Annotated in this window: 20 protein-coding genes; 7 read left to right on the top strand and 13 right to left on the bottom strand. The window is 69.4% G+C overall.

The genetic code is table 11. The features are described 5' to 3' along the window. Positions 1 to 34: 34 nt before the first annotated feature. Positions 35 to 1,453, bottom strand: a complete 1,419-nt coding sequence (locus CACI_RS24295) for a poly(ethylene terephthalate) hydrolase family protein (protein ID WP_015793500.1) — start codon at positions 1,451 to 1,453, stop codon at positions 35 to 37. 427 nt (positions 1,454 to 1,880) lie between these two features. On the opposite strand from CACI_RS24295, the gene CACI_RS24300 reads away from it, so the two are divergent. Beyond that, positions 1,881 to 3,524 carry a glycoside hydrolase family 27 protein gene (locus CACI_RS24300; RefSeq protein ID WP_015793501.1) on the top strand — a complete coding sequence of 548 codons (1,644 nt, stop codon included), beginning with the start codon at positions 1,881 to 1,883 and terminating at the stop codon, positions 3,522 to 3,524. Positions 3,525 to 3,601: 77 nt separating this feature from the next. Here the strand turns inward: CACI_RS24300 and CACI_RS24305 are convergent, their stop codons facing one another. From CACI_RS24305 to CACI_RS24340, 8 genes are all read right to left on the bottom strand, one after another. Further along, the gene (locus CACI_RS24305; protein ID WP_015793502.1) at positions 3,602 to 4,321 is read right to left on the bottom strand and encodes a GH12 family glycosyl hydrolase domain-containing protein; all 720 of its coding nucleotides are present in this window, start codon (positions 4,319 to 4,321) and stop codon (positions 3,602 to 3,604) included. A gap of 176 nt (positions 4,322 to 4,497) precedes the next feature. Next, on the bottom strand, positions 4,498 to 5,301 hold the full coding sequence (gene larE, locus CACI_RS24310; RefSeq protein ID WP_015793503.1) for an ATP-dependent sacrificial sulfur transferase LarE: 804 nt from the start codon (positions 5,299 to 5,301) through the stop codon (positions 4,498 to 4,500). After that, entirely contained in the window at positions 5,298 to 6,458 is a 1,161-nt protein-coding gene (gene larC / locus CACI_RS24315; protein WP_015793504.1) for a nickel pincer cofactor biosynthesis protein LarC, read from the bottom strand. Before larC ends, larE begins: the two co-directional genes overlap by 4 nt. Continuing rightward, positions 6,455 to 7,141 carry a nickel pincer cofactor biosynthesis protein LarB gene (gene larB / locus CACI_RS24320; RefSeq protein WP_015793505.1) on the bottom strand — a complete coding sequence of 229 codons (687 nt, stop codon included), beginning with the start codon at positions 7,139 to 7,141 and terminating at the stop codon, positions 6,455 to 6,457. Before larB ends, larC begins: the two co-directional genes overlap by 4 nt. Next, positions 7,138 to 8,418: a nickel-dependent lactate racemase gene (larA, locus tag CACI_RS24325; RefSeq protein WP_015793506.1), complete on the bottom strand. Its 1,281-nt coding sequence runs from the start codon at positions 8,416 to 8,418 to the stop codon at positions 7,138 to 7,140. Before larA ends, larB begins: the two co-directional genes overlap by 4 nt. Continuing rightward, positions 8,415 to 9,272: an amidohydrolase family protein gene (locus CACI_RS24330; RefSeq protein ID WP_015793507.1), complete on the bottom strand. Its 858-nt coding sequence runs from the start codon at positions 9,270 to 9,272 to the stop codon at positions 8,415 to 8,417. The genes larA and CACI_RS24330 overlap by 4 nt, the downstream gene beginning before the upstream one ends. After that, a complete protein-coding gene (locus CACI_RS24335; protein ID WP_015793508.1) occupies positions 9,272 to 10,123 on the bottom strand; it encodes a fumarylacetoacetate hydrolase family protein in 852 nt (283 codons plus the stop codon). The genes CACI_RS24330 and CACI_RS24335 overlap by 1 nt, the downstream gene beginning before the upstream one ends. Then, positions 10,120 to 10,815: a FadR/GntR family transcriptional regulator gene (locus CACI_RS24340; protein WP_015793509.1), complete on the bottom strand. Its 696-nt coding sequence runs from the start codon at positions 10,813 to 10,815 to the stop codon at positions 10,120 to 10,122. Before CACI_RS24340 ends, CACI_RS24335 begins: the two co-directional genes overlap by 4 nt. Before the next feature lie 167 nt (positions 10,816 to 10,982). Between CACI_RS24340 and CACI_RS24345 the strand changes: the two genes are divergently transcribed. Genes CACI_RS24345 through CACI_RS24360 form a run of 4 tightly spaced genes read left to right on the top strand, consistent with a single transcriptional unit; the run spans position 10,983 to position 16,036 of the window. Continuing rightward, positions 10,983 to 12,317: an enolase C-terminal domain-like protein gene (locus CACI_RS24345; protein ID WP_015793510.1), complete on the top strand. Its 1,335-nt coding sequence runs from the start codon at positions 10,983 to 10,985 to the stop codon at positions 12,315 to 12,317. Positions 12,318 to 12,359: 42 nt separating this feature from the next. Beyond that, complete coding sequence (locus CACI_RS24350) at positions 12,360 to 13,412, top strand: sugar ABC transporter substrate-binding protein (protein ID WP_015793511.1); 1,053 nt, start codon at positions 12,360 to 12,362, stop codon at positions 13,410 to 13,412. Between the two features lie 22 nt (positions 13,413 to 13,434). Continuing rightward, positions 13,435 to 15,015, top strand: a complete 1,581-nt coding sequence (locus tag CACI_RS24355) for a sugar ABC transporter ATP-binding protein (protein WP_015793512.1) — start codon at positions 13,435 to 13,437, stop codon at positions 15,013 to 15,015. Then, positions 15,008 to 16,036, top strand: coding sequence for an ABC transporter permease (locus CACI_RS24360; protein WP_015793513.1), 1,029 nt, complete (start codon positions 15,008 to 15,010; stop codon positions 16,034 to 16,036). Before CACI_RS24355 ends, CACI_RS24360 begins: the two co-directional genes overlap by 8 nt. A gap of 32 nt (positions 16,037 to 16,068) precedes the next feature. Here the strand turns inward: CACI_RS24360 and CACI_RS24365 are convergent, their stop codons facing one another. The 3 genes from CACI_RS24365 to CACI_RS24375 form a co-directional block, all read right to left on the bottom strand. Then, positions 16,069 to 17,145, bottom strand: coding sequence for a LacI family DNA-binding transcriptional regulator (locus tag CACI_RS24365; RefSeq protein ID WP_015793514.1), 1,077 nt, complete (start codon positions 17,143 to 17,145; stop codon positions 16,069 to 16,071). Positions 17,146 to 17,263: 118 nt separating this feature from the next. Next, positions 17,264 to 19,528, bottom strand: coding sequence for an RICIN domain-containing protein (locus tag CACI_RS24370; protein ID WP_143765374.1), 2,265 nt, complete (start codon positions 19,526 to 19,528; stop codon positions 17,264 to 17,266). Between the two features lie 78 nt (positions 19,529 to 19,606). Beyond that, positions 19,607 to 21,103: an arabinofuranosidase catalytic domain-containing protein gene (locus CACI_RS24375; protein ID WP_015793516.1), complete on the bottom strand. Its 1,497-nt coding sequence runs from the start codon at positions 21,101 to 21,103 to the stop codon at positions 19,607 to 19,609. 352 nt (positions 21,104 to 21,455) lie between these two features. Here CACI_RS24375 and CACI_RS24380 point away from each other — a divergent pair, with 352 nt between their 5' ends. Further along, positions 21,456 to 22,928 (top strand): endo-1,4-beta-xylanase, encoded by a 1,473-nt coding sequence (locus CACI_RS24380; RefSeq protein WP_015793517.1) that lies wholly within the window; start codon positions 21,456 to 21,458, stop codon positions 22,926 to 22,928. A gap of 24 nt (positions 22,929 to 22,952) precedes the next feature. On the opposite strand, the gene CACI_RS24385 is transcribed toward CACI_RS24380, so the two are convergent. Then, complete coding sequence (locus tag CACI_RS24385; protein ID WP_015793518.1) at positions 22,953 to 23,708, bottom strand: FadR/GntR family transcriptional regulator; 756 nt, start codon at positions 23,706 to 23,708, stop codon at positions 22,953 to 22,955. A 206-nt stretch (positions 23,709 to 23,914) separates the two neighbouring features. On the opposite strand from CACI_RS24385, the gene CACI_RS54365 reads away from it, so the two are divergent. Continuing rightward, on the top strand, positions 23,915 to 26,320 hold the full coding sequence (locus CACI_RS54365) for a right-handed parallel beta-helix repeat-containing protein (protein ID WP_015793519.1): 2,406 nt from the start codon (positions 23,915 to 23,917) through the stop codon (positions 26,318 to 26,320). The last annotated feature ends 109 nt before the right edge of the window (positions 26,321 to 26,429 follow it).

A 26,429-nucleotide genomic window follows, 5' to 3' on the forward strand; every position in this document is an offset into this window, starting at 1 on the left:
CCGATTCGAGCAGAAGGCTGGGAAACCTGACGTTTCAGCTCAGAGTCCATTTCTGGTTGCTGCCGCCGTTGCAGGTCCACAGCTCCACTAGGGCGCCGTTGGCGGTGGATGCGCCGGTGACGTCGAGGCAGAGTCCTGACTGCACTCCGGTGATGGTGCCGTTGGAGTTGATCGTCCATTGCTGGTTGGGCTGGCCGTTGCAGGGATAGATGATGACCTTGGTGCCGTTGGTGGTTCCCTTGCCGTTGGCGTCCAGGCAGTCGGTGACTCCGGCGTCGGTGACGGCTAGCTCACCGGCGGAGTTGTGGGTGAAGGCCTGGTTGGCCTGGCCATTGCAGGAGTAGATCTGCACCTGCGTCCCACTGGTGGTGGTCGAGTTCGGCACATCCACACACTTACCTGCACCGACAGCGTGCAGCGCACCACCGGCCGGCGGAGGAGGAGTAGAGCCGCCACCGGGCACATACGGGCACTTGCTCTGGTACATCGACACCCCGCTCGGGTCGGCGAGGGTCGGGCACAGGAACTGGGTGTAGCGGGTGTCCTCGTCCAGGAACGTCTTGAGCCAGGGAATCAGGATCCTCATCTCCACCGGGTTGGGGTGGGTGTAGTAGATGTGATCGGCTCCGGCGATCTGGATGAAGTCGCTCTGCGTCGAGGCGGGCAGCGTCGCATACAGGCCGGCGAGGTAGGACGGTGTGACCACGGTGTCGTTCTGGCCGCCCATGACCATGGTGGGCACGGTGTCCGTGGCCATGCTCTGCGACGGGGAGAACGGCGCCAGCGCCACGGCGCCCTTGAGCGAGGGCTGGTGCTCGGTGGCGTAGACGACTCCGCCGCCGCCCATCGAGTGCCCGATCACGCCCAGCCGGGTCGGATCCACCCGGTCGCGCACCGGGCTCTGCGTGGTGAGATAGTTCAGCGCCGCCAGCAGCTCTGTCCCGCGCTGCGTGTCGTAGTCGGTGGTGCTGTTGGTCTCCACGCCGATCACCACGAACCCGAAGGAGGCCAGCCAGGGCCCCATCCAGGCTTCCTCGTTCGCGAACAGCGCGGTGTAGCCGGGCACGATGGCGACCGCGCCCCAGGTCCCCAGGCTGGTGTCGGTCGGGTAGTAGATCATCCCGCCCTTGAAGCCGTAGCCCGCGGGCACGGAGACCTGCGCGGTCGCGAACGGCCCGGTGGAGGCCGCCACGCTGGACAGGGTCGGATCCGGACCGCGCTGGTAGGTGTTCCCCGAGGCGGCGGCCTGGACCCGGGACGCCGCCGGCGCCGATGCGGACGCCGACGCCGACGCCGACGCCGGGGACAGGGTCGCCGCGCCGAACAACGCGGTGATCAGTGCGAGGACGGCCAGGGCGACCCCGCCGGATCGCGGACGCCGTCCGGGTCGGGCGCGCTGCCGCCGAACGTCTTCGGAACGGGATTTCGGGAATGGATTCAAGCTTCGTCGCATACGTGGTCTCCTTGTCAGCCCACGAGGATGACAGCCGGGAACGGCCGACGGCCTCAGCCGTCGGCGGACGCAGCATCGCGAGTCCACCCGGCAGTTTTGTGGCGAACGAAGCTGTGTGCCGATCAGGTAACCCTTGACCGATATCGGTGTCAAGACACGAGTGAAAGTTCCAAGGCCGAGGCGGACTCGCGCCCGGCTGTCAGTGTCCTGGTCTGGACCCATCATCTGAACCTTGACACAGCGCACCGAGTGATGCACCGTCTACCTCGGTGTGAGGGATTGTTAGCGCTAACATTCGCGCGCAACGCCGTCGCGCCGGCGGCGATCACCGGCAGGATCCCGCCACGGCGTCCTGACCCCGCTTTCGACCTTCAGCGACGCCGAGCGGACACCCGGATCCGCACACTCCCACCACCGGAGGCGCTTCATGGACCGAAACAACCGCCGAACACACCTGCGCCGCATATGGCGGGCGACCGTGGCCGCCGCCGTGTCGCTGGTCGCCGCACCCCTGCTCGCCCTCGGCGCGGCGCAGCCCGCCCACGCGCTGAACAACCAACTCGCGCTGACCCCGCAGATGGGGTTCAACGACTGGAACGCCTACGGCTGCAACGTGTCGGAGTCGTTAATCAAGTCCACGGCGCTGGCTATGCACAACGACGGTATGCAGGCCGCCGGGTACCAGTACGTCAACATCGACGACTGCTGGCTCACCCACAACCGCGACTCCTCCGGGCAGCTGGTGCCCGACCCGGCGAAGTTCCCCGACGGGATCTCCGGCACCGCCGCCTACGTCCACTCCCTCGGTCTGAAGCTGGGCATCTACGAGGACGCCGGCACCATGACGTGCGCCGGCTATCCCGGCAGCCTGGGCCATGAGCAGACCGACGCAAACTCCTTCGCCGCCTGGGGCGTGGACTACCTCAAGTACGACAACTGCTACGCCGACGGGGTCCATCAATCCGGCGACGGCGGACCCAGCGCGCAGAGCCGCTACACCACGATGCGCGACGCACTGGCCAAAACCGGCCGCCCGATCCTGTTCAGCCTGTGCAGCTGGGGTCTGGACAGCGTGTGGAACTGGGGCTCCGGCGTCGGCAACAGCTGGCGCACCACCGGGGACATCAACGCCAGCTTCGGCAGCATGCTCTCGATCTTCCACAGCAACGTGGGCCTGGCCTCCCACGCCGGTCCCGGCGCCTGGAACGACCCGGACATGCTGGAGGTCGGCAACGGCATGTCGGCCACCGAGGACCGTAGCGAGTTCAGCCTGTGGGCCGAGATGGCCGCCCCGCTGATCTCCGGGACCAACCTGGCCAACGCCAGTTCCACGACCCTGGCCACCCTCACCAACTCCCGGGTGATCGCGGTCGACCAGGACTCCCTGGGCAAGCAGGGCACCGAAGTGTCCTCCTCCGGCGGTCTGGACGTACTGGCCAAGCCGCTGGCCAACGGCGACGTCTCGGTCGCGCTGTTCAATGAGAACAGCGGCACCGCCACCATCAACACCACCGTCGCCGCCATCGGCAAAACCGGCGCGAGCGGCTACACGCTGACCGATCTGTGGAGCGGCGCGACGTCGACGACCACAGGCGCGATCAGCGCCTCGGTCCCCGGCCACGGCACGGTCATGTTCCGCGTCGCCGGCGGCACCAGCGGCGGCGGTGGCGGCTCGAGCCCCGGCGAGGTGCACGCCGTCGGCGCCGGCAAGTGCCTGGACGTCCCGAACAGTTCGACCACCGGCGGCACGCAGCTGGACATCAACGCCTGCTCCGGCGCCGCGAACCAGACCTTCACCCACAACGGCTCGAACCAGCTGACGGTCTACTCCGGCGGCACCCAGATGTGCCTGGACGCCAACAACAAGGGAACCACCAACGGCACCAAGGTGATCATCTGGTCCTGCAACGGCCAGCCGAACCAACAGTGGCTCGTCAACAGCAATGGCACCATCACCGGCGCCCAGTCCGGCCTGTGCATGGACGTCACCGGCGCCGCCACCGCCAACGGGACACCGGTGGAGCTGTGGGCCTGCAACGGCCAGTCCAACCAGCAGTGGACGCTCAGCTGAGCACTGCGAACAGCCTCACGATCCAGAGCCGATCGCCCGTTCGTCGGAACGGGTGATCGGCTCCTCGTCGCGGTTCATCAGGAGGCCGACACCCAGTAGTTGTTCACCTGGAAGTTCATGCCGCCGCTGGAAGAGGTGATCTCCCAGCCGAACTGGACGTTGCCGAGGGTGACGTTGCCGATCCAGTGCTCGGTGTTCTCCAGCCACTTCAGGACGGCGAGGATGTCGACCGTTCCTGAGGTGGCGTAGCCGGTGTTGAGGAACGAGTAGACGTTGTTGGAGCCGTTCCAGCCCTTGTAGACGTTGAAGTTGTAGCCGCCGACGGAGACGTTGGTGACGTAGGAGCCGATCGGGCCGATCGGGCCGGTCTTGTTCAGCCAGACCATGATCTCGTCGGCGTTGGAGGAGTCCCAGATGTCGTATGCGCTCTCGAAGGCTCCGGAGGAGGGCACGGAGACCGAGTAGCCGGACGTGACCGAGTGCAGCGAGTTGATCGGGGTGCCGACCCACTTGGTGACGTTGGGGTAGGACTTGATGCCGCCGGTGTTGGGCTGGTTCGACCACACTCCCCAGTTGCTCGCGGAGTTGGCCCAGATCGTCTGCGGTCCGGCGCCGCCGCCCCAGACGTCGTTGTAGAGCGTGTAGCCGTTGTTGTTCCAGGATCCGTATTTGTCCGTGGACGACCAGGTGGCGGCCTGCGCCGGCCCCGCGGCCAGGGCGACGGCGGCCGCAGCGGCGGGGACCGCGGTGAGCGCGAGAATGCTCCGGCGCTTGAACGGTGGGAGGAGTCTTGCCATGGGGAGCCTCCAGTTCAGGTGGGGTGCGAGCGACGAAAGTCGAAGCGCTTCGAATAATCAACCCGTTACATCGCCGCGTCAAGACACGCAGAAAGGGGCAGCTGGTAAAGAATCCGTCATCGAACGGCCGCGCAATGTTCGCGAATATCGCTCGAAGCGCTTCGACTGCGCTTCGACTACAGATGGAGCCGTCCCGAGCGGAAGGCGCTGACCTCGACGTCCCCGGCGAGGAACCCCGCCGCCTCGACCGCCCCTCGGATTCCGGGCAGCGCCGCGACGGCCTGGACGTCGGCGGCGGGCACCTCGACGCGCGCCGCCGTGCCCAGGTCGCGCACGCGCAGGTCCGTGACCGGAATCCGCGCTGCCTCCAGCACCGCGCGCACCGCGGTCTCGGCGCGGTCCACGCGCGCCAGGCGGTACGGCGTGACTTCGACGCCGTGGCGGATGCGGCTGGCCAGGCACGGCGTCGCGGGCTTGTCCCAGGTGGGCAGCGACCACGTCCGGCTGATCTCGCGGACCTCTGCTTTGCTCAGTTCGGCGTCCAGCAGCGGAGTACGGATGCCGCGTTCGCGGCCGGCGGCGATCCCCGGACGGAACGGATCGACGGCGTCGTCGGCGTTGGTGCCGGTGGCGACCTGGTCGAGGCCGTGCTCGGCGGCGAGGGCGACGATGGTGTCCAGCACCTCGGATTTGCAGAAGTAGCAGCGGTCCGGGCCGTTGGCGCGGTAGTCGGCGCGGCGCAGTTCGTGGGTGCGGGGCGTCAGGTGCTGCACGCCTAGCGAGTGTGCGAACGCCTGAGCCGGGGCGAGTTCGCCGGCGGCAAGGCTCTCGGAGACCGCGGTGACCGCCAGGACGTCGCCGGGTCCGAGCGCCCTGGCTGCGGCGGCGAGGACGAGGGCTGAGTCGGCGCCGCCGGAGTAGGCGACCGCGAGGCGGCCATAACCGCCGATGATGTCGAGCAGTCTGTCCGCGGCGTTCATGGGGTGCTCCCTGAGGAAAGACGCATCGCCCGTTCGGCGACGGCACGCAGCGGGAGCCCGAGCCGGCCGGCGGCGGCGACGAGGTCGTCGTGCTCGGGTTTGGCGCCGTACGGGCCGTGCTTCACGCTGACCGGGACGCCGTCGACGTGGACTGTCTCGAAGTGCCGTGGCAGGACCGTGCGATCCACGGTGGCGCGGCGGACCCCGAGGGTGCCGGTCTCGGCGAACAGCAGCTCCTGGAGGGCGTCGCAGTCCTGCTGCTCGACCAAGAGGTGCAGGACGTGCCCGGGGCGCCCCTTCTTCATCACCGCGGGGGTCGCCCACGCGTCGAGCGCCCCGGCTTCCAGCGAGCGGGCGATGACGTGGCCGAGGACCTCGCCGGTCACGTCATCCAGATTGGTCTCCAAAACGGTCACGGTCTCACCGTCGCCACCGCCTCCGCCCCGCTGCCGCTCGCCGAAGGTCACGGCGACGACGTTGGGACGGTCGGGCAGACGGCGGGTCCCGAAGCCGTAGCCGGTGGCGCGCACCGTCATCGCCGGAACCGGGTCGAAGCGTGCGTTCAGCGCGCGCAGCAGTGCCGCGCCGGTCGGCGTCACAGTCTCCCCGGGCAGGTCGGTCCCCACGACCACGGCACCGGCGAGCAGTGCGAGCGTCGCCGGAGCCGGAGCCGGGATCAAGCCGTGCGCGCTCCTGACCCGCCCCGTGCCCAGCGGGAGCGGCGCACACACCACGTCGTCGACCCCGAGCGCGTGCATCGCGGCCGCGACGCCGACGATGTCCACGACGGTGTCGTGGCCGCCCAGCTCGTGCAGATGGACGGCGGCCGGATCGGCGCCGTGGATGCGTGCTTCGACCTCTGCGATCGCCCGCAGCGCGGCGACGGCGCGCGCCGCCACCGGTGGCGGCGTGGCCGCCGAGGCCAGCGCGATGAGCTCGGCGGCCCGGCGTTCGGCGGCGTGGTCGGTGACGCGGACGCGGACGCGGGTACCGGTCAGACCGTGGTCGCTGACGCGCTCGGCGGTCAGCTCCCAGCCGGTCAGGCCGGTGGCCGCGACGGCGGTCCGAACCTGCTCCAGCGGGGCGCCGGCGTCCAGGAGGGCGGCGAGCAGCATGTCCCCGGCCAGGCCGGTGAAGGGGTTGATCCAGCAGATCACCGGCGGTCCTCGAGTACGCGGGCGAGCCGGTGGGCGGCCATGGCGGCGCCGAATCCGGAGTCGATGTTGACCACGGTGATCCCGGCCGCGCAGGAGGTGAGCATCGCCAGCAGCGCGGTGACCCCTTCCAGGGCCGCGCCGTAGCCGGTGGAGGTCGGGACCGCGATCACCGGGCAGTGCACCAGGCCGCCGACCACGCTGGCCAGCGCGCCCTCCATGCCGGCGACGACGATCACGGCGTCCTGAGCGCTGAGCTGGTCACGGACCTGCAGGATCCGGTCGAGTCCGGCGACGCCGACGTCGTGGACGGCGCTCACCCGCAGCCCGATCGCGGCGGCGACCGCGGCCGCCTCCGCGGCGACGGGACGGTCGGACGTCCCGGCGGCGACCACCGCGACGCCGAAGTCTCGCCCGCTCGCCGGCCGCCAGCAGAGCAGCCTTGATTCTGGCTGATAGTGCCCGCCGGCCACCTGGGCCAGGACGGCTTCGGCGACGTCCGGCGCGACGCGGGTGGCCAGCACCGGACCGGTGTTGTTCGCCATCAGCGCCGTCACGATGGCGGCGATCTGCTCCGCGGTCTTGCCCGGTCCGTAGACGACCTCCGGCAGCCCTTGGCGGTGCTCGCGGCCGAGATCGAGCCGGGCGAAGCCGAGATCGAGGATCCGGGGCTCCGGGTCGGTCACAGAGCCCTGCCGGCGAGATAGGGAATGGTCTGCGGACCCTCCGGCAGCACGCACAGCCGCGCCGCCGGTCCCGCGGCGGCGAGCGCCTCGGCGACGGTGGCGGAGATGTCAGCGGTCTGTTCCAGATGCGCTGCGGCAAGATCGGCGTCGCTGAGGTGGGACGTGTGCATCACGACGCGGCTCGCCGCCTGGATCCGCGCTTGGATCTGCACCTGCCACTGGTCGGGCACGGTCTCGGTCCGGGCGCTGATGGCCTCGAGCAGCGCGCGCGGCGACGCCGCCGAGGCCAGGACCTCGCGGTAGGAACCGTGGTCCGGGAAGCCGTCGCGGCACTCGGCGGCGCAGACGATCACGCCGCCCGGCTTGAGGACCTGGTAGGCCGCGGACATGCCCTTCACCGCCTGGTAGAGGTTCTGATCAAGCGGGAAGCCGGAGTTGGTGGTGACCACGACGTCGAACGGCGCCCCGACCTCGCGCATCGCGATCCGGCGCGCGAGTGCGGTGGCGGCGGCGTGCATCGGGAGCAGATCGCCGCCGAACGCCGCGACGACCTCCTGCCCGCGGTTGAGGACCACGTCGAAGGCGAAGGTCACGCCGGTGGCCTCGGCGATGGCGCGCACGTCGTCGTGGACGGGGTTGCCGTGGATGACGCCCCAGGTGGCGCGGGGGTCGCCGATGCGGGAGGCGTCGTGCAGGACCAGGACCGTCTCCAGCGCGGCCAGTCCCGGGGCGACCAGCTTGGGCCCGCCGGAGAACCCGGCGAAGAAGTGCGGCTCGACGAAGCCGGTGGTGATCCGGACGTCGGCCTCGGTCCATTCCCGGTTCAGCCACACCGGGACCCCGGCGCCGAAGGTACCCATCCAGGCGAGTCGCCGCCGATCGCGGGCGTCGTGGTTGACGATGCGCACGCTGTCCACGACCTCGCCGCCGAACATGCGCCGCAGTTCGGCGTCGCTGTTGCCGCGGTGGGTGCCGGTGGCGACCAGGATCACGATGTCGTCCAGGCGGACCACGCCGTCCAGTTCGGCGAGGATCGCCGGGATCATCAGATGCCGGGGCTGCGGCCGGGTGCCGTCGCAGGCTGAGATGGCGACGGTCTGGCCGGGGCGCACGCGCTCGCGCAGCGGCGGTCCGGCGACCGGATCGCGCAGCGCGGCCCGCAGGACGGCTGCCTGGTCGGCGGCCACCTCGTGGTGGACGGGCTCGACGACCGTGGTGACGGCGGGGTCCACCTCGATGTCGAGGCCGGATTCGCCGTAGGCGAGCCGGATTCTCATTCCGGCTCCGCCGCCAGCCCGTAGGCGCGGACGGCGGTGCCGCCGAAGACGTCGGCCCGTTCTTCGGAGCCGAGGTGCGCGGTCAGCGACTCGGCGACATGACAGGCTTCGTCATAGGTCGCGGCGAGCAGGCAGACCGGCCAGTCGGAGCCGAACATCACCCGGGACGGGCCGAAGGCCTCGAGCACGGTGTCGGCGTACGGACGCAGATCGTCGATGCGCCAGGTATCGCGGTCGGCTTCGGTGACCATGCCGGACAGCTTGCAGAAGACGTTCGGCTCGGCGGCCAGCTCCCGGATCCGCGAGGCCCACGGCTCGGTGTCCCCCGAGGCGATCGGCGGTTTGGACAGGTGGTCCAGCACGAACGTCAGCTCCGGCAGGGCGCGCACGGTGTCGATCGCGGCAGGGAGCTGATGCGGCACGGTCAGCAGGTCGTAGACCAGGTCGGCCTCGGCGAGCGCCTTCAGTCCGCGCCGGACGTCGGGACGGTTCAGCCACGCCGGATCCGGCTCGCCCTGGACGAGGTGCCGGACGCCGAGGAGCTTGTCGCCGCCGCGCACGCCGCGCAGCGCCGCCAGGACGTCGGGGATCACCGGCGCGGTCAGATCCGCCCAGCCGACCACCCCGGCGACGAGGTCGGAGCCGGCGGCGAGCGCCAGGAAGTCCCAGGTCTCGTCCAGGTCGGGCAGGACCTGGATCAGGATCGTGTGGTCGATCTTGGCCGCGGTGGTCTCGGCGCGCAGGTCGGCGAGGGTGAAGTCGCGGCGGATGGCGGCCGTGCCGGGTCCGTCGAGCCAGGCCTGCGGCCGGTCGGCCAGCTTCCACAGGTGGTGGTGCGCGTCGATGCGGGGCATCAGGCGCGCCCGACGATATGCCGCTGGCGCCCCAGGGCTTCGATCTCGGCTTCGACGACGTCGCCGGGGCTCAGGTACGGGAAGTCGTTGGCGCCGAAGGCGACCCCGGCGGGAGTGCCGGTGTTGATGACGTCGCCGGGCTCCAGCACCATGAACTGGCTCAGGTACCACACGACGTGGAACACGCTGAAGATCATGTCCTTGGTGCGGCCGTCCTGCCGGAGCTCGCCGTTGACCCACAGCCGCATCGCCAGGTTCTGCGGGTCGCCCACCTCCTCCGGCGTGACCAGCCACGGACCCAGCGGGTTGAAGGTCTCACAAGACTTGCCCTTGTCCCACTGGCCGCCGCGCTCGTGCTGGAACTCCCGCTCGGAGACGTCGTCGGCGACGGTGTATCCGGCGATGACGGAGTGGGCGTCGGCGAGGGTGTCCAGGTAGCGGGCGGTCTGGCCGATGACGACGGCGAGTTCGATCTCGTAGTCGGTCTTGACGCTCCCGCGCGGGACGAGGACCTCGTCGTCGGGTCCGACGACGGTGTTGGCGGCCTTCATGAACACCACCGGTTCGGCCGGTGGCGGGGTCGCGGTCTCGGCGGCGTGGTCGCGGTAGTTCAGACCGATGCACACGACCTTCCCGGGGCGGGCCACCGGAGCGCCGATGCGCTGTCCGGTGATGTCCAGCGCCGGGAGCTCTCCGCGCTCCTGCGCGGCATGTGCGCGGGATATACCGTCGCCGGCCAGGAAGCCGCCGTCGATGTCGGCGGTCAGGGCCCTGAGGTCGTAGACCTCGCCGTCCGCCGCGATCATCGCGGGGCGCTCGGCGCCGGGGGGTCCGATGCGCAGGAGTCTCATGTCTCGTCCTCGGAGCCGGCGAGGTGGTCCCGGAACCACTTCTCGGTACTGCTGATGTGCATGAGCGCCGCGGCGTGGGCGAGCGCGGAGTCGCCGGTGGCGAGCGCGTCGTAGATCGCCTGGTGCTCGGCGACGGTGCTGTCGGCGACGGCGTCGTCGACCATGCCGCGCCAGACCCGGGCCCGCACGGTCCGCTGGGAGATGCCCTCCAGCAGGGAGGTGAGGGTCTGGTTGCCGGTCGCGGCGATCACGGCGCGGTGGAACGCCGCGTCGTGCTGGTTCAACAGCTCGACGTCGTCCTTGGCGGCGTACATCGCCGCCAGGTGGCCCTGGACCTCGGCGAGTTCGGCGGCGGTGATCCGCACGGCCGCCACGCCGGTGGCGACCGGCTCGAAGAGTCTGCGCACCTCGGCGAGCTCCAGCTGGGTGTCGCCCTGCAGCAGCTCGACGGCCGAGCCGAGGCCCTCGAGCAGGACCGCCGGCTCCAGGCTGGTCACATAGGTTCCGTCGCCGCGCCGGATCTCCAGCACCCGGGCCACCACCAGCGCCTTGACCGCCTCGCGGGTCAGGTTCCGGGACAGGCCCAGTTCGGCGGCGAGCTGCTGCTCCGGAGGGAGCCGGGATCCGGGGGGCAGCTGGCCGGACTGGATGAGCTCTCGGATACGGGTGATCGCCTTGTCGGACAGGGACATGGGCGGCAGCGTAACAGTGACATCCCATGTCCGGGAAGGACATGGGACGTCCGGGGCGATAACCGCCCTTCTGGCTTATCAGCATCACCAGCTTGTGATACCACCAGTTTGCAGTTTTCTCGCGCAGCCTCTAGACGGGACCCGATTGTCGGCGGTAAATACATCCCATGTCTTCCGGCTCCGAGCACGCCGCGCCCTCCCCCGAGATCATCACCGCTGTCGAGGCGGCCGATGTGCGGTTCCCCACTTCCCTGCATCTCGACGGCTCGGACGCCATGAACCCCGAACCCGACTACTCGGCCGCGTACGTGACGATCCGGACCAGCGGCGGCGGAGCCGGGTACGGTCTGGCCTTCACCGTCGGCCGGGGCAACGACGTCGAGGTCGCCGCCGTACGGGCCCTGACTCCGCTGGTCGTCGGCCTGCCGGTGGAGGAGGTCCTGGCCGACCCGCGCGCCTTCTCCCAGCGGCTGACCGGCGACAGCCAGCTGCGGTGGCTGGGCCCGAACAAGGGCGTCATCCACATGGCCGCCGCCGCGGTCGTCAACGCCGTCTGGGACCTGCACGGACGCCGCGCCGGCAAGCCGGTCTGGCAGCTGCTGTCCGAGCTCTCCCCCGAGCAGTTGGTGGACCTGGTCGACTTCCGCTACCTGCACGACGCGCTGACCCGCGACGAGGCGCTGGAGATCCTGCGCCGCGCCGAGCCCGGACGCGCCGAGCGCACGGCCCGCCTGCTGGCCCACGGCGTGCCCGCCTACACCACGACGCCTGGCTGGCTCGGCTACTCCGACGAGAAGCTGGTCCGGCTGGCCAAGGAGGCGGTCGCCGAGGGCTTCCCGCAGATCAAGCTGAAAGTCGGCGCCGATCTCGCGGACGACGTGCGGCGGCTGCGCCTGGCGCGCGAGGCCGTCGGCCCGGACATCCGGATCGCCCTGGACGCCAACCAGGCGTGGGGCGTCCAGGAGGCGATCTTGTGGATGCGCCAACTCGCGCCCTACGACCCCTACTGGATCGAGGAGCCGACCTCCCCCGACGAGATCCTCGGCCACGCGACCATCCGGCGCGCGATCTCGCCGCTGAAAGTCGCCACCGGCGAACACGTCCACAACCAGGTGATGTTCAAGCAGATGCTCCAGGCCGGTTCGCTGGACGTCCTACAGCTGGACGCCAGCCGGACCGCCGGGGTCACCGAGAACGTCGCGATCCTGCTCCTGGCCGCGAAGTACAAAGTGCCGGTGTGCCCGCACGCCGGCGGGGTCGGGCTGTGCGAGATGGTCCAGCACCTGGCGATGTTCGACTACGTCGCGGTCAGCGGCGGCACCGACGGCCGCGTCATCGAGTACGTCGACCACCTGCACGAGCACTTCACCGACCCCGTGCGGATCCGGGACGGACACTACTTGGCGCCGACCGCCCCCGGGCTGAGCGCGGAGATGTACCCGGAATCCGTCGCCCGGCACCGCTATCCCGACGGACCGGTGTGGACCGGTATGGCCGCCTGACCGTGCACGTGCCCATCCATCATCAACGAGGAAGGCAGCACCATGAGATTCAGGCTCCTGGCCGCGGGTACCGCGGCGGTTCTGTCCGTCAGCGCGCTGACGGCGTGCTCCAGCAGCAAGAACAGTAGCGGCGGCAAAGCGGTCGTCGGCGTGGACTACCCGCGTTCGGACACCGACTTCTGGAACTCCTACATCCAGTACACCCCGCAGTTCGCCTCCCAGCTCGGCCTGTCGATCAAGACCAGCAACTCGCAGAACGACGTCGCCAAGCTCGCCGCGAACGCGCAGGCGTTCATGGCCGAGGGCGTCAAGGGCGTGGTCATGGCGCCGCAGGACACCGCGGCGATCGCGCCCACGCTCAGCCAGCTCGCCGCCAAGAAGATCCCGGTGGTCTCGGTCGACACCCGGCCCGACACCGGCTCGGTCTACATGGTGGTGCGCGCCGACAACCGCGCCTACGGCACCAAGGCGTGCCAGTTCCTCGGCACGAAGCTGTCCGGCAAGGGCTCGGTGGTCATGCTGGAGGGCGACCTGTCCTCGATCAACGGCCGCGACCGCACCGACGCGTTCAACGCCTGCATGAAGCAGAGCTTCCCCGGCATCACGGTCTACGGCGAGGCCACCAACTGGGACGCCGCCACCGCGGCGCAGAAACTGCAGACCGACCTCACGGCGCACCCGGACGTCAAGGGCGTCTACATGGAATCCAGCTTCGCGTTGTCCGGCACGCTTCAGCTGCTCCAGCAGAAGGGCCTGATGGCTCCGCCGAGCGACCCCAAGCACGTGTTCGTCGTCTCCAACGACGGCATCCCCGAAGAGCTGAAGGACATCGCGGCCGGCAAGATCGACGCCACCGTGTCGCAGCCCGCGGACCTGTACGCCAAGTACGCGCTGTTCTATATCCAGGCCGCGGTGCAGGGCAAGACCTTCAAGCCGGGCCCGACCGACCACGACAGCACCATCATCCAGGTCCGCGCGGGCCTGCTGGAGGACCAGCTCTCCGCCCCGCTGGTCACCGCCGACGGCGGCGCATACGGCGGCATCGCGAGCCTGAAGAGCACCGACACCTCGCTGTGGGGCAACCACCTCGGCTGATCGGGAAGGCAGGCGGAGCATCATGACCACCATCCCGCCCGTCGTCCAGGCGACGGACGTCACCAAGCGCTTCGGGTCGACGGTGGCGCTGCACGCCGCGCACATCACCGTCGAGCCGGGACAGACCCACGCTCTCGTCGGCCGCAACGGCGCCGGGAAATCCACGCTGGTCTCGGTCCTGACCGGGCTGCAAGCCCCGGACGAGGGGACGATCACCTTCGACGGACAAGACGCGCCCCGCCTCGCCGACCGGGACGCCTGGCGGCAGCGGGTCGCCTGCGTGTATCAGAAGTCGACGATCATCGGCCAGCTGACGGTCGCGGAGAACCTGTTCCTGAACCGGCACGACCGCCGCCGCGGCCTGATCAGCTGGCGCACCGTGCACCGCCGGGCCCGGGACCTGCTGGCGACCTGGTCGGTGGACGTCGACGCCGGCGCCGCCGCCGCCGGCCTGAGCGTCGAGCAGCGGCAGTTCGTGGAGATCGCCCGGGCGCTGTCCTTCGGCGCCCGCTTCATCGTCCTGGACGAACCCACCGCCCAGCTCGACGGCGCGGCGATCACCCGGCTGTTCGACCGGATCCGCGAGCTGCAGGAGCAGGGGGTCACCTTCCTGTTCATCAGCCACCATCTGGAGGAGGTCTACGAGATCTGCGACACCGTGACCGTCTTCCGCGACGCCCGGCACATCCTCACCGCCCCGGTGGCCGAGGTGCCGCGCGCCGACCTGGTCGCGGCGATGACCGGCGAGGCGGCCCGGGCCGAGCGCGCGGCGCACCCGCGCCGCTTGCAGACCGATCCCTCCGCCGACGGAGCCGGGGACGGAGCCGGAGCCGGAGCCGGGGACGCGTTGTCCCTGACCGGCCTGTCCGCGGCCGGCGCCTACGACGACGTCTGGCTCACCGTGCGTGCCGGCGAGATCGTCGGGCTGGCCGGCGCCGCGAGCAGCGGCCGGACCGAGGTCGCCGAGACCGTGGTCGGCCTGCGCGCCGCGACGAGCGGACAGCTCACCGTCCGCGGACGGCGCCCCCGGCCCGGCAGCGTCCGCTCCGCCCTGGCCGCCGGCGTCGGCTTCGTGCCCCAGGACCGGCACCACCAGGGCTACGTCCCGGAGATGTCCGTGGCGGACAACGGCACCCTCACCGTCACCGAACGGCTCGGCCGCTCGGGGTTCATCGACCACCGGCGCCGCGACGCCCTGGCCGCCGCGCAGATCGAGAACCTGGCCATCAAGACCTCCGGACCCGGACAGAACGTGTCCGGGCTGTCCGGCGGCAACCAGCAGAAGGTGGTCATGGCCCGCGCGCTGGCCTCCGATCCCGCGCTGCTGGTGCTGATCACCCCGACCGCCGGCGTGGATGTGCGGTCCAAGGAGTTCCTGCTCGACAAGGTCGAGGAGACCGCCGCGCGCGGCACCGGCGTCCTGATCGCCTCCGACGAACTGGACGACCTGCGCGGGTGCGACCGCGTCGTGGTGATGTTCGGCGGGCGGACGGTGGCCGAGATGGAGCGCGGCTGGCACGACCACGCGCTGGTGGCCGCCATGGAAGGGATGGGAGCAGGGATGGGAGCAGGAATGGCAGAAGGGACCGGATCCGATGCCTGAGACCACGACCGCGCCCGCGGCCGAGGGAGTCGGTCCGCCGGCGGCGCCGTACCCGCGGCGGATCGCCGTGGCACGGCTGCGCGACTTCGCGCTGATCCCGGCGATCGTCGTCATCGCCGTCATCGGGCAGATCGTCAACCCGGTCTTCCTGCAGAGGGACAACCTCATCAACGTCCTGCAGACCATGTCGGAGATCGCCGTCCTGGTCCTGGCCGAGACGCTGGTGCTGATCGTCAAGCGGATGGACCTGTCGCTGGAGTCGACCATGGGCCTGGCGCCCGGCGTCGCGGCCTGGCTCACCGTGCCCAAGGGCGCCGGCGGCGGCCTGGGACTGCTGCCCGGCGGCTGGGCGGTACCGGTCGCCCTCGCGGTGGGCGCCGCGATCGGCGCCGTCAACGCCCTGCTCATCATCCGGTTCGGGCTCAACGGCTTCATCGTCACCCTCGGCATGCTGATCGTGCTGCGCGGCCTGCTCACCGGGATCTCCGGCGGCAAGACGTTCTTCAACCTGCCGGGCTCGATGCTCTATCTGGGCACCACCGAGTGGTTCGGGGTCCCGGCCTCGGTCTGGGTCACGCTGATCCTGTTCGCGATCGGCATCGTCATCCTCGGCTGGACCGGCTTCGGCCGCTCCCTGTACGCCATCGGCGGCAACATCGACGCGGCCAAGGCCGCCGGCATCCGCACCGACCGCGTGCTGTGGACGGTCCTGGTCACCGCGAGCCTGCTGGCCGCCCTGGCCGGTCTGCTGCTGTCCGGACGCCTGGCCTCCGTGGCCTCGGCGCAGGGCAACGGCGACATCTTCACCGTCTTCGCCGCGGCCGTCATCGGCGGGATCAGCCTCAACGGCGGCAAGGGCAGCATGTTCGGCGCCTTCACCGGCGTCCTGCTGCTGTTCCTCATCCAGAACGTCCTGACGCTCGGCGGCGTGCCGGCGCAGTGGATCGGCGCGCTGAACGGCACGATCATCCTCGTCGCGCTGGTCATCTCCCGCGTCACCGGAGGCAAGGTCCAAGACTAGGGGGACGGTGGCTAGGGGAGCAGTGCCGACTTTCAGTCCGCGGCTGCTTCCCGGAACCGCCTCGGCGCGGCCGGGCTCAAGAACGCCGGCCGCGCCGACGGCCGCGGCGCCGACCCGGTGCTGTCCCGGAACGAAAGCGTCGGCGCGAACAGGCGGTGCCGGGCAGGAGCGTCCGGGTCGGCGATGCGCTCGGCGAGCAGTTCCACGGCAGCGGTGCCCATCGCCAGCGACGGGACGTCGGCGGCGGTCAGCGGCGGATGGAACTCCTCAGCCCACTGATCCGCCGCGACCCCGGCGACGGAGAACGTCCTCGGGATCTCATGGCCCGCGCGCTCCAGCGCACGCTGCACGCCCGGCAACGCCGCCTCATTGACCGTCACGATCGCGGTCGTGCTGGGGCGCGAGGCCAGAATCTCCGCCACGCAGCGCTCGCCGCCGGCGACGTCGTCCTCACAGCAGAACTCCGAACCGGTGACCTCGCGTCGGCCGACGGCCTCCGCGAACCCTTCGCTCGCCCGCAGTGCCGGACCATAACCGGCGCTCACCAACGCGGTCGAGCGGTTGACGAGCGCGATGTGCCGGTGACCGAGGTCGGCGAGGTGATCGACGCAGCGGCCGACCGGCGGCGCGTAATCCATGTCCACCCACCACGTCGCGTCGGGATCGCGGATGCGCCCGATGGTCACGAACGGCACCCCGCTCTGCGCGACTCGCGTGACTCGGGGATCCTCCATGAGGATCTCCATCAGGATGACCCCGTCCACCCGCCGACCGCTGATCAGACGCTCGAACGAGCGGTCGCCGTCGCCGCCGGACGGGGAAAGCAGCACATCGAGGTCCACTCGCGCCGCAGCCTCCACAACGCTGCCGACGAAATCCAACTGCATGGACGTCAACCGTGCCCCGGCGGGCGGGATCACCAGCCCGACCGTGCGAGTCCGCCCCTCCTTCAACGCGCGCGCCGAAGCATTGGGGCGGTAATCCAGCTCGTCGATGACCAGCTGAATCCGCCGCCGCGTCTCCACCGAGACCGGCCGTTTCCCGCTGAGCGCATACGACACGGTGCTGCGCGCCACCCCCGCACGGCGCGCGATCTCTCCGATATCCATGGCCCTCCGCGGCAGGTCGAATCGGTACGCTGAGCCGAAGTCTACGGTTGCCGTAGAAGCTCCGGCATCAGCGCCCGATTCGCCCCGCCACGGATTTGCGGCAAAACAGTTACAGATTTCAGCGGACGGTGAAGTCCTGGTTGCTTCCCGAGGCGTTCTTGCACTGCCACTGGTCGAGTTGCTGGCCCAGGCTGCTGCTGGCGCCGTAGACGTCCAGGCACAGGCCGCTGCCCTGGTTCTGGAACGCATAGCCGCCGTCGGACTGCCGGACCGGAAGCCACAGACTGCTCGCCGCGCCGTTCGGGCTCTGCTGCACGATGTCCGGCTGTCCCGCGGTGGTGGAGCCGCCGGACACCGTCACGTCGTCACCGGAGTTCCGAGCCTGAAGCTCGCCGTACCCGCCGGAGACGGGCACGAACTGGAACTGCTGGTTGGTCTGGCTGTTGCAGGTCCACTGATCGATCGCAGCGCCGCCGGCGCCGCTGGCACCGTAGACGTCCAGGCACAGGCTGTTGCTCCCGATGACGAACTGGTGGTAGCCGCTGGGAAAGCCGGTCGTCTGGCCCTGCTGGATCTTCCACTCCCCCGAGCCCGCGGTGCTGCAAGCGGCTTGGACCAGCCCGGTCCCCGACGCCGTGCCGCCGCCGTTGGGGACGACGCAGAGCCCTGAGTTCTGGTTGACCACCTGGTAGACGCCGGTGGCCACGGAGCGGAGGGTGAACTGTTGGTCGGTGCCATAGCCGCACGGATTCTGCGTCACCGCCGCGCCCGCGGACGTCGAACTGCCCGCGACTCCCACACAATCACCGGGCGTCATCGGACGGACGAAGTACGTGCTGCTGCCGGCCGAGGTCGGGACGAACTGGAACTGCTGGTCGGCGCCCGCCCCGCACGCTCCCTGGTCGAACTGTGCCGAAGCCACGGTGGTGAAGGCGGGGTTCTCCATGCACAGGTTGTCGCCCTGGTTGACCACGCTGCTGGTGAAGCCCTGCGCGTAGCCGGGCAGCAGGTAGACCGCGAAGGCGTCGTGCGCGGCCTGGAAATTGAGCGGCAGCGTCACCGATCCGCCGGAGACGTTCACGATCTGATCGGAGACCACCTGCGGTGCGGTGAGCCCGGACTGGTCCGGGATCCGATAGACGACCGCTTCGGCGGTGCCGTTGTTCGCCAGCCAGGGCACCGATGAGAAGCCGGTGAAGGCCACTGACGCCGCGCCGGTATAGCCGTTGGCATCACCGACCACGGCCACCGCGCGCCGACGGCTGCTGTCCTCCGCCGCGGAGATCGCCGTCGAGCCCACCTGGCCGGAGGTGGAGACCAGCGAACCCGTCAGGTCCGCGTAGGCCCGCATCGCCCACCAGTTGCCGGTGTAGGCCGCACCGCCGCTGGCGTTCGGATCGATGACCCCGGTCAGGTTCGGCGAGATACAGCACTGCCAGTTGCCGCGCATCGCGTTGGTGTACCCGGATTGGGCGAAGCGCGCCAGGTACCACGCGGTCACGCCGGCGGTCTGCCGGTCGGCCGGCTGGTACTCGTTAGCCGACAGCGGGATCGGGCTCAGCCCCGCCGCCGATACCACGCTGTTGAGCGCCTGGGACACCGCGACCGGGTCGTCGACGTCGCCCTCGTCGTGGTTGGTGATCATGTCCGGGACGGTTCCGGCCGCCTTCACGTGGGCCAGCCACGTCTGCCACTGGCTCGCCCGGCTCTGCGGGGTGTACGCGAAGGACGGTCCGACGATCTGCGCGTTCGGGGCGACCCGCCGGATCTCCCGATAGGCGGTGTCCCACATCTGGAAGTACTGCGTGCTGTTCACACCCCGGGTCCAGAAGACCGAGATGTCCGGCTCGTTGTCGATGTCGAAGGCGAACTTCACTCCCGAGGCCTGCAGCGCGCCGACCGTGGAGTCGATGAACGAGGCCCAGTTCGAGCAGTCGCCGTTGTCGCAGGGGTAGCGCGTGTTCGAGGGCTGGCCGCCGTTCAGACCGTAGATGTCGGTCATGAGCACCTGGTACTGCGCGTGATACGGCGGCTGGGTCAGCCGGCGCGCCTGGGCGATGATCGAGGCCACGTCGGCCTGCGAGGCCGAGCCGTACTGGTAGCCGTCCTTGATCCAGCCGCCGGAATACCATCCGCCGCCCCGGTGGGCCGTGACGCCGAGCGGTTCCAGGTACTGGTCGGCGGGCTGTGTGCCGTCGACGGTCAGGCCGTACAGGAAGCCCTCCCCCACCCCGGTGGCCGAGTGCGTCGGGCTCGCCAAATTCACGCTCAGCGCCTCACCCGCGGCGGCCTGCCCGCGGGCCGGCGAGAACGACGGGACGGCCAACGCCAGCATCACCGCGGCCGCCGCGGCGAGCCGTCTCATTCCTTGTCGAACTCTCATCCGAGGTTTCCCTTGTCGAATCGGTTCGGCGCCCGGCCGAGACCGGCCGGGCGCCTTCTCACAGACCCCTGATAAGACTCAGTTGAGGGTCCATTGCTGGTTGGTGCCGCCGTTGCAGGTCCACAGCTCCACTAGGGCGCCGTTGGCGGTGGATGCGCCGGTGACGTCCAGGCACAGTCCGGACTGCACGCCGGTGATGGTGCCGTTGGAGTTGAACGTCCATTGCTGGTTGTTCTGGCCGTTGCAGGGATAGATGATCACCTTGGTGCCGTTGGTGGTGCCCTTGTTGTTGGCGTCCAGGCAATCGGTGACCCCCGCGTCGGTGACCGTGATCGCTCCGGCAGAAGTGTGGGTGAAGGCCTGATTCGACTGGCCGTTGCAGTCGTAGATCTGGACCTGCGTCCCATTGGTGGTGCTGGCGTTCGGCACGTCCAGGCACTTGCCGGCGCCCACCGCGTGCAGCCCGCCGCCGGATGGGCCCGTGCCGCCGGTGGTGTATCCGGCGGCGACGATGTTGGCCTGGACGGAGTTCTCGGTGGCGTCCGAGGGGTAGCCGGAGGTCATCACGCCTTCGTAGAAGGTGCCGTCGGAGCCGCGGCTGTTGTCGCCGCCGGTACCGAGGATGATCGCGCCCTGCTTGCGCATCGGGTTGTAGCCCGAGACGTTGGGCCGCGGGCCGCTGTAGAACGTGGACAGGCTGCCGGATTGCGCGTTGCCGCCCCGGATCGCCCACAGGTTCGCGGTGCCCTTGATGATCGCCGTGGTGAACCGGTCGGAGATGCTCGGGTCGTTGGCGTTGTAGCCGGCGTTCTGTCCGGAGTACAGGCCGTTCTCCATGTCGGCCATGATCCACGGACCGTTTCCGGAGCCGTAGCCCCAGACGCGGATGTTGCCGAAGTAGATGGCTTCCATGGTGCCGTTGCCATCGTCGTTGTTGTTGGTCTCGGCGTTGCCGTAGTCGAAGCAGCAGCCGCCGTTGTAGTGGGTGCCGTCGAAGATGGCGTATTCACCCTCGGCCTGGTCGCCGGTGGCGATGCCGTTGGTGGAGTCGTCCCGGTAGCCGGTCCCGGCCGGGATGAACACGCCGTAGGCCTTGTGCCCGCTCAAGGTGACCGGGGCAGCCGTGGCGACGGCGAGGTTGTCCGCGCCGGGCGCGGCGCCTCCGCCGAGCGCCTGGGTGAGGTTGTTGCCCCGCCCGGACTGGTCGTAGATCACCGTGATCACACACGTCGTGCCGGCGCAGAAGGAGTCCTGCGCCGCGGCGTTGGCGAAGCCGCCCGCACTCAGAACACCGATGTTCGACGTGGCGTTGTCCGAGGACCGGCGCACCTGGTAGAGGTTGCCGGAGTAGGACCCGTACAACGCCCGCGTCGTGGAGTGCGCCGCCACACACGGCGTGCCGCCCGAGGCGTAGATGTCACAGGGACCCTGCGTGGCCGCCCGGGCGGGCGTGGCATTGGTCATGCCCGTGACCAGAGCACCGGCCACGAGGAGCACCGCCGCGGCGAGGAATGTTAACGCTCTCAGCCGGTGATGAGCTGGCGGACTGTCGGACAGTCGTGCGCTGTGTGCCATCTGAGCTCCTTGAACGCGACTCGTCTGGGGGGAACACGCCGTTCTTCCGACGCCTGCGGCTGCCGGTCCGCGGCGGCGAAATGTTAGCGCTAACATCCCTGCCCGCACTGATCGCCCGGTGGACGTTCGCGGGAGGGGTCTCGGCGGTAGACGGTGCTGCACGTTGCGTGTCCTGTCAAGAGCTCTCTGGTTGCCGGCGGTCGATTTCCGGAAGACTGCGGAAGTTTCACAGTTACTTGACACGCACACCGAGACGGGTCTTTGGTAGCAGTCGCAGCTTCGCCCACCACGGATGCCGGGCCGATCATCGCGAAGCCGCACTCCCGTGATGTCCGACCAACGGAGTCCGAAGATGATCCCTGGCAGAATCCCGGCACGGCGCGGGCTCGCCCGCGGCCTGGCCATGACCGCGGCAGCCGTCCTGGCCATCCCCGTGGCAGCGGCTCTCACCGTCCAGCCGGCCACCGCGGCGACCTCCTTGCGCGGCTTGGCCGAAGCACAGAACCGGTATTTCGGCACCGCCCTGACCGACGGCGACCTGAACAACAGCGCGGAGACGAACATCGCCGGGCCCCAGTTCGACATGGTGACGCCCGGCAACGAGATGAAGTGGGACACCACCGAGCCCTCGAACGGCTCCTACAACTTCGGTCCCGGCGACCAGATCCTGTCCTGGGCGCAGGCGCACAACGACCGGGTGCGCGGCCACAACCTGGTCTGGCACAGCCAGCTGCCGGGGTGGGTGAACAGCCTGCCGCAGAACCAGGTCCAGGGCGCCATGGAAGCGCACATCACCACCGAGGCGACGCACTACAAGGGCAAGCTCTACGCCTGGGACGTCGTCAACGAGCCCTTCAACGAGGACGGCAGCCTCCGCCAGGACGTCTTCGACAAGGCGATGGGCACCAACTACATCGCCGACGCCATCCGCACGGCGCACGCCGCGGACCCGAACGCCAAGCTCTACCTGAACGACTACAACATCGAAGGGGAGAACGCCAAGAGCGACGGCATGTACAACCTGGCCAAGTCGCTGCTGTCCCAGGGCGTGCCGCTGAACGGCATCGGCTTGGAGAGCCACTTCATCGTCGGCCAGGTGCCCTCGACGATGCAGGCGAACATGCAGCGCTTCGCAGCCCTGGGCCTGGACGTGGCGGTGACAGAGCTCGACGACCGCATCCAGCTTCCGGCCAGCTCGGCGAATCTCCAGCAGCAGGCCGCCGACTACGCGAACATCGTCAAGGACTGCCTGGCCGTCAGCCGCTGCGTCGGCATCTCGCAGTGGGGCGTGGACGACGGGAACTCCTGGATCCCGGGCACCTTCCCCGGCTACGGCGCGGCCACCATGTACGACCAGAACTTCCAGCCCAAGCCCGCTTACAACTCCACGGTGAGCGCTCTGGGCGGCGGCTCCACGCCTCCGCCGCCGAGCGGAGGCGCGCTGCACGCGGTGGGCGCGGGCAAGTGTGTGGACGTGCCCAACTCGACCACGACCAGTGGCACGCAGGTGCAGATCTACTCCTGCGACGGCCAGGCGAATCAGGCCTTCACCCACAACTCCGCCGGTGAGCTGGCCGTCACCGACGCCGGAGTCACCGACTGCCTGGACGCCAACGGCAAGGGAACCACCAACGGCACCAAGGTGATCATCTATCCCTGCAACGGCCAGCCCAACCAGCAATGGACGATCAACTCCAACGGCACCATCACCGGCGTCCAATCAGGACTCTGCCTCGACGTCACCGGCGCATCCACCGCCAACGGCGCCCTGGTCGAACTGTGGACCTGCAACGGCGGCAGCAACCAGCAATGGACCCTGAGCTGAGGGGCTGATCGGACCGCCGCGAGGTCAGCCGAACAGCCGGCGCTGGATCTCGCGGCGGTAGTCCTCCAACGTGTTCTCGATGTGGACGGCGGCCGCCAGCGCCGCGGCGTCGGGGTCGCCGTCCCGGATCGCCCGGTAGATCGCGGCGTGCTCGGCGACGGCCTCCGCGGCGTGGCCGCCCACCGAGCCGTGCAGGCCGATGATGCTGGACTGGCGCTGCAACCGGCGCGCCTCCCGCACCGCGGCGAGCAGGAACGCGTTGTGCGACGCCGCGGCGATGCCGAGGTGGAAGTCGTCGTCGCCGCGGTCGAACAGCTCCGAGCGCGCGGTCAGGTGGCCCTGGCGGCACAGCTCGGCCGCGGTCTCGATGACCTGGAGCTCGGCCGGCGTGGCGTGGGTCGCGGCCAGCCGGGCGGCGGCGGACTCCTGGATCCGGCGGAACTCGAAGAGCATGTAGACGTGGTCCAGATCGGTCGGCAGGAAGAACCCGCCCCAGCCGGCCGAGCCCAGCATCCCCTCGTCGTCGGCGACGTAGAGGCCGCGGCCCTTCTGCGCGCTGACCCGGCCGAGCGCGGAGAGGATCTTGACCGCCTCCCGGACCACGGTCCGGCTGGTGCCCAGCCGCGCCGCCAGCTCGATCTCGGTCGGCATCCGGTCCCCCGGCCGCAGGCCGGACTCGGCGATGAGCTCCAGGATCCGCTCGGCCGCGAGCTCGTATCCCGGCCGATAGGAGCCGCCGCCCCGGGCACCGTCCTCGTCCTGCGATGTCACGCTCACCATGCCGGAAAACCTACACCTCGACCGACAGTGGTCGGCGATGTGTATGACTCATAATCCTGGGGCTATCGCTTTAACGCAGGTAGAGACGCTAGCGGTAAAGAATCTTGATGATAAGCATGCTCATTCTCTTGACGGCGCCGCCTCCTGGGACTCTGATGACAGATCAAAGTCAGACACATTTCGTCACCCACACGAGAGGAAGGACCGTGATCCCAGGAATCCGCCGACGCGGCGGCCGCTCCCGCCCCGCGCTCCTGGCGGCCGCCGTCACGCTCGGCGCCGCCGCCTTCGGCATGCCGGCGATCTCGCACGCCGCGACCGCCGCGACGCTGTACGTCTCCCCCACGGGCAGTGGAACCGCCTGCTCGGCCGGCGCGCCGTGCTCCATCACCCAGGCGCAGTCCTCGGTCCGCTCGATGAACACGTCCATGAGCGGCGACATCGTCGTGCAGCTGGCCGGCGGCACCTACCGCCTGTCCGCGCCGTTGGTCTTCACCACTGCCGACTCCGGAAGCAACGGACACAACGTCATCTGGCAGGCCGCGTCCGGCGCGGCGCCGGTACTGTCCGGCGGGCAGCAGGTGAGCGGCTGGACCCTGCACGACTCGGCGAACAACATCTGGTCCGCGCCGGTGCCCTCCGGCGCCGACTCCCGGCAGCTGTGGGTGGACAACACCCTCGCGCCCCGGGCCGCGGTCCCGATCTCGCGCAGCGACGTGCAGATCACCGCCGGCGGCATGACCATCGTGAACTCGAACCTGAACTACCTGGCCTCGCTGCCGGAGCAGAACCGGATCGAGCTGGAGAGCCAGAACTCCTTCACCGACCGGTACGCGCCGGTGTCGAGCATCAGCGGCACCACGATCACGATGCAGCAGCCCGCCTGGAACAACAACAACTGGGGATACGACACCCTCGCCAAGCCCTTCGCCGGCGGCCAGGTGTACTTGGAGAACTCGTACTCGTTCCTCAAGAACGCCGGGCAGTGGTTCATAGATCCGCAGGCCGGCCAGCTGTACTACAAAGCCGCCTCCGGCCAGTCGCCCAGCAGCCACGACGTCGAGCTCCCCCGCCTGACCTCGCTGATCCAGATGAGCGGCAGCTACAGCGCTCCGGTCTCGCACATCACGTTCCAGGGCCTGGCCTTCGAGCACACCACCTGGCTCACGCCGGGCAGCTCGATCGGCTACGCCGACCAGCAGACCGGCACGTTCCTGGCCAAGCAGTACTCCCAGCCGTCCAACTTCCTGACCTCCTGCCAGTCCGGGTGCCAGCTGTTCGAGGCCACCCGGAACAGCTGGAACCAGGCACCGGCGGCGGTCCAGGTCTCGGCCGCGGCGAACATCAGCTTCACCGGGGACACCTTCACCCACCTGGGCCAGGTCGCGCTCGGCATCGGCAACGACGCGGACGCGGTCGCCTCGGGCGTCGGGCTCGGAGCCTCCGGCGTCACCGTCGACCACAACACGTTCACGGACGACTCCGGCGCCGGGATCGCGGTCGGCGGCGTGCAGCCGGACGCGCACCACCCGTCCAACCCGGCGATGACCGTGCAGAACGTCACGATCACCAACAACCTGGTGTCCAACGTCGCCGAGGACTACAAGGACATGCCCGGCATCCTGTCGACGTACGCCACGCACACCGACATCGAGCACAACGAGGTGTCGAACCTGGCCTACGACGGCATCGACGTGGGCTGGGGCTGGGGCATGAACGACCCCGGCGGCAGCCAGGACTACGTCAACCGCGGCACGTACAACTACCAGCCGATCTACACCACCCCGACCACGCTGAAGAACACCGTCGTCAGCTACAACAAGGTGCACGGCACCAAGAAGGTCTTCCACGACGGCGGCAGCATCTACAACCTGTCGGCCAACCCCGGCGGCGTGATCGACGACAACTACGTCTACGACAACCAGAACACCGTCGGCCTGTACCTGGACGAGGGCTCCCGGTACCTGACGCTGACGAACAACGTCGTACAGGACGCCGGCGTCTGGGCGTTCACCAACGCCAGCTCCACCAACAACACCAACGACAGCACCTTCTCCTACAACTGGTACAACTCAGGCGCGACGAACGTCGCCACCGGCTCCCCGCACAACAACGTGCTGACCGGCAACACGCAGGTGAGCGGAGGCTGGCCGACGGCAGCCCAGCAGGTCATCAACAACTCCGGCGTATCCGGCAGCACCACTCCTCCGCCACCGAGCGGAGGCGCGCTGCACGCGGTCGGTGCAGGCAAGTGCGTGGACGTGCCCAACTCGACCACCACCAGTGGCACGCAGGTGCAGATCTACTCCTGCAACGGCCAGGCCAACCAGGCCTTCACCCACAACTCCACCAGCGAGCTCACCGTCACCGACGCCGGAGTGACCGACTGCCTGGATGCCAACAACAAGGGAACCACCAACGGCACCAAGGTGATCATCTATCCCTGCAACGGCCAGCCCAACCAGCAATGGACGATCAACTCCAACGGCACCATCACCGGCGTCCAATCAGGACTCTGCCTCGACGTCACCGGCGCATCCACCGCCAACGGCGCCCTGGTGGAGCTGTGGACCTGCAACGGCGGCAGCAACCAGCAATGGACCCTGAGCTGAGACGCCGCCTTCCTGAGCCCTCACATCGAATCGGTTCGTCCACCATCACATCTCGGAGGTGAATCAGTGTTCAGATCCATCGTCACAGGGGTCCGCAGACCCCTGCGCC

It is taken from the genome of Catenulispora acidiphila DSM 44928 (genome assembly GCF_000024025.1).
GTDB classification, from domain to species: Bacteria; Actinomycetota; Actinomycetes; order Streptomycetales; family Catenulisporaceae; genus Catenulispora; species Catenulispora acidiphila.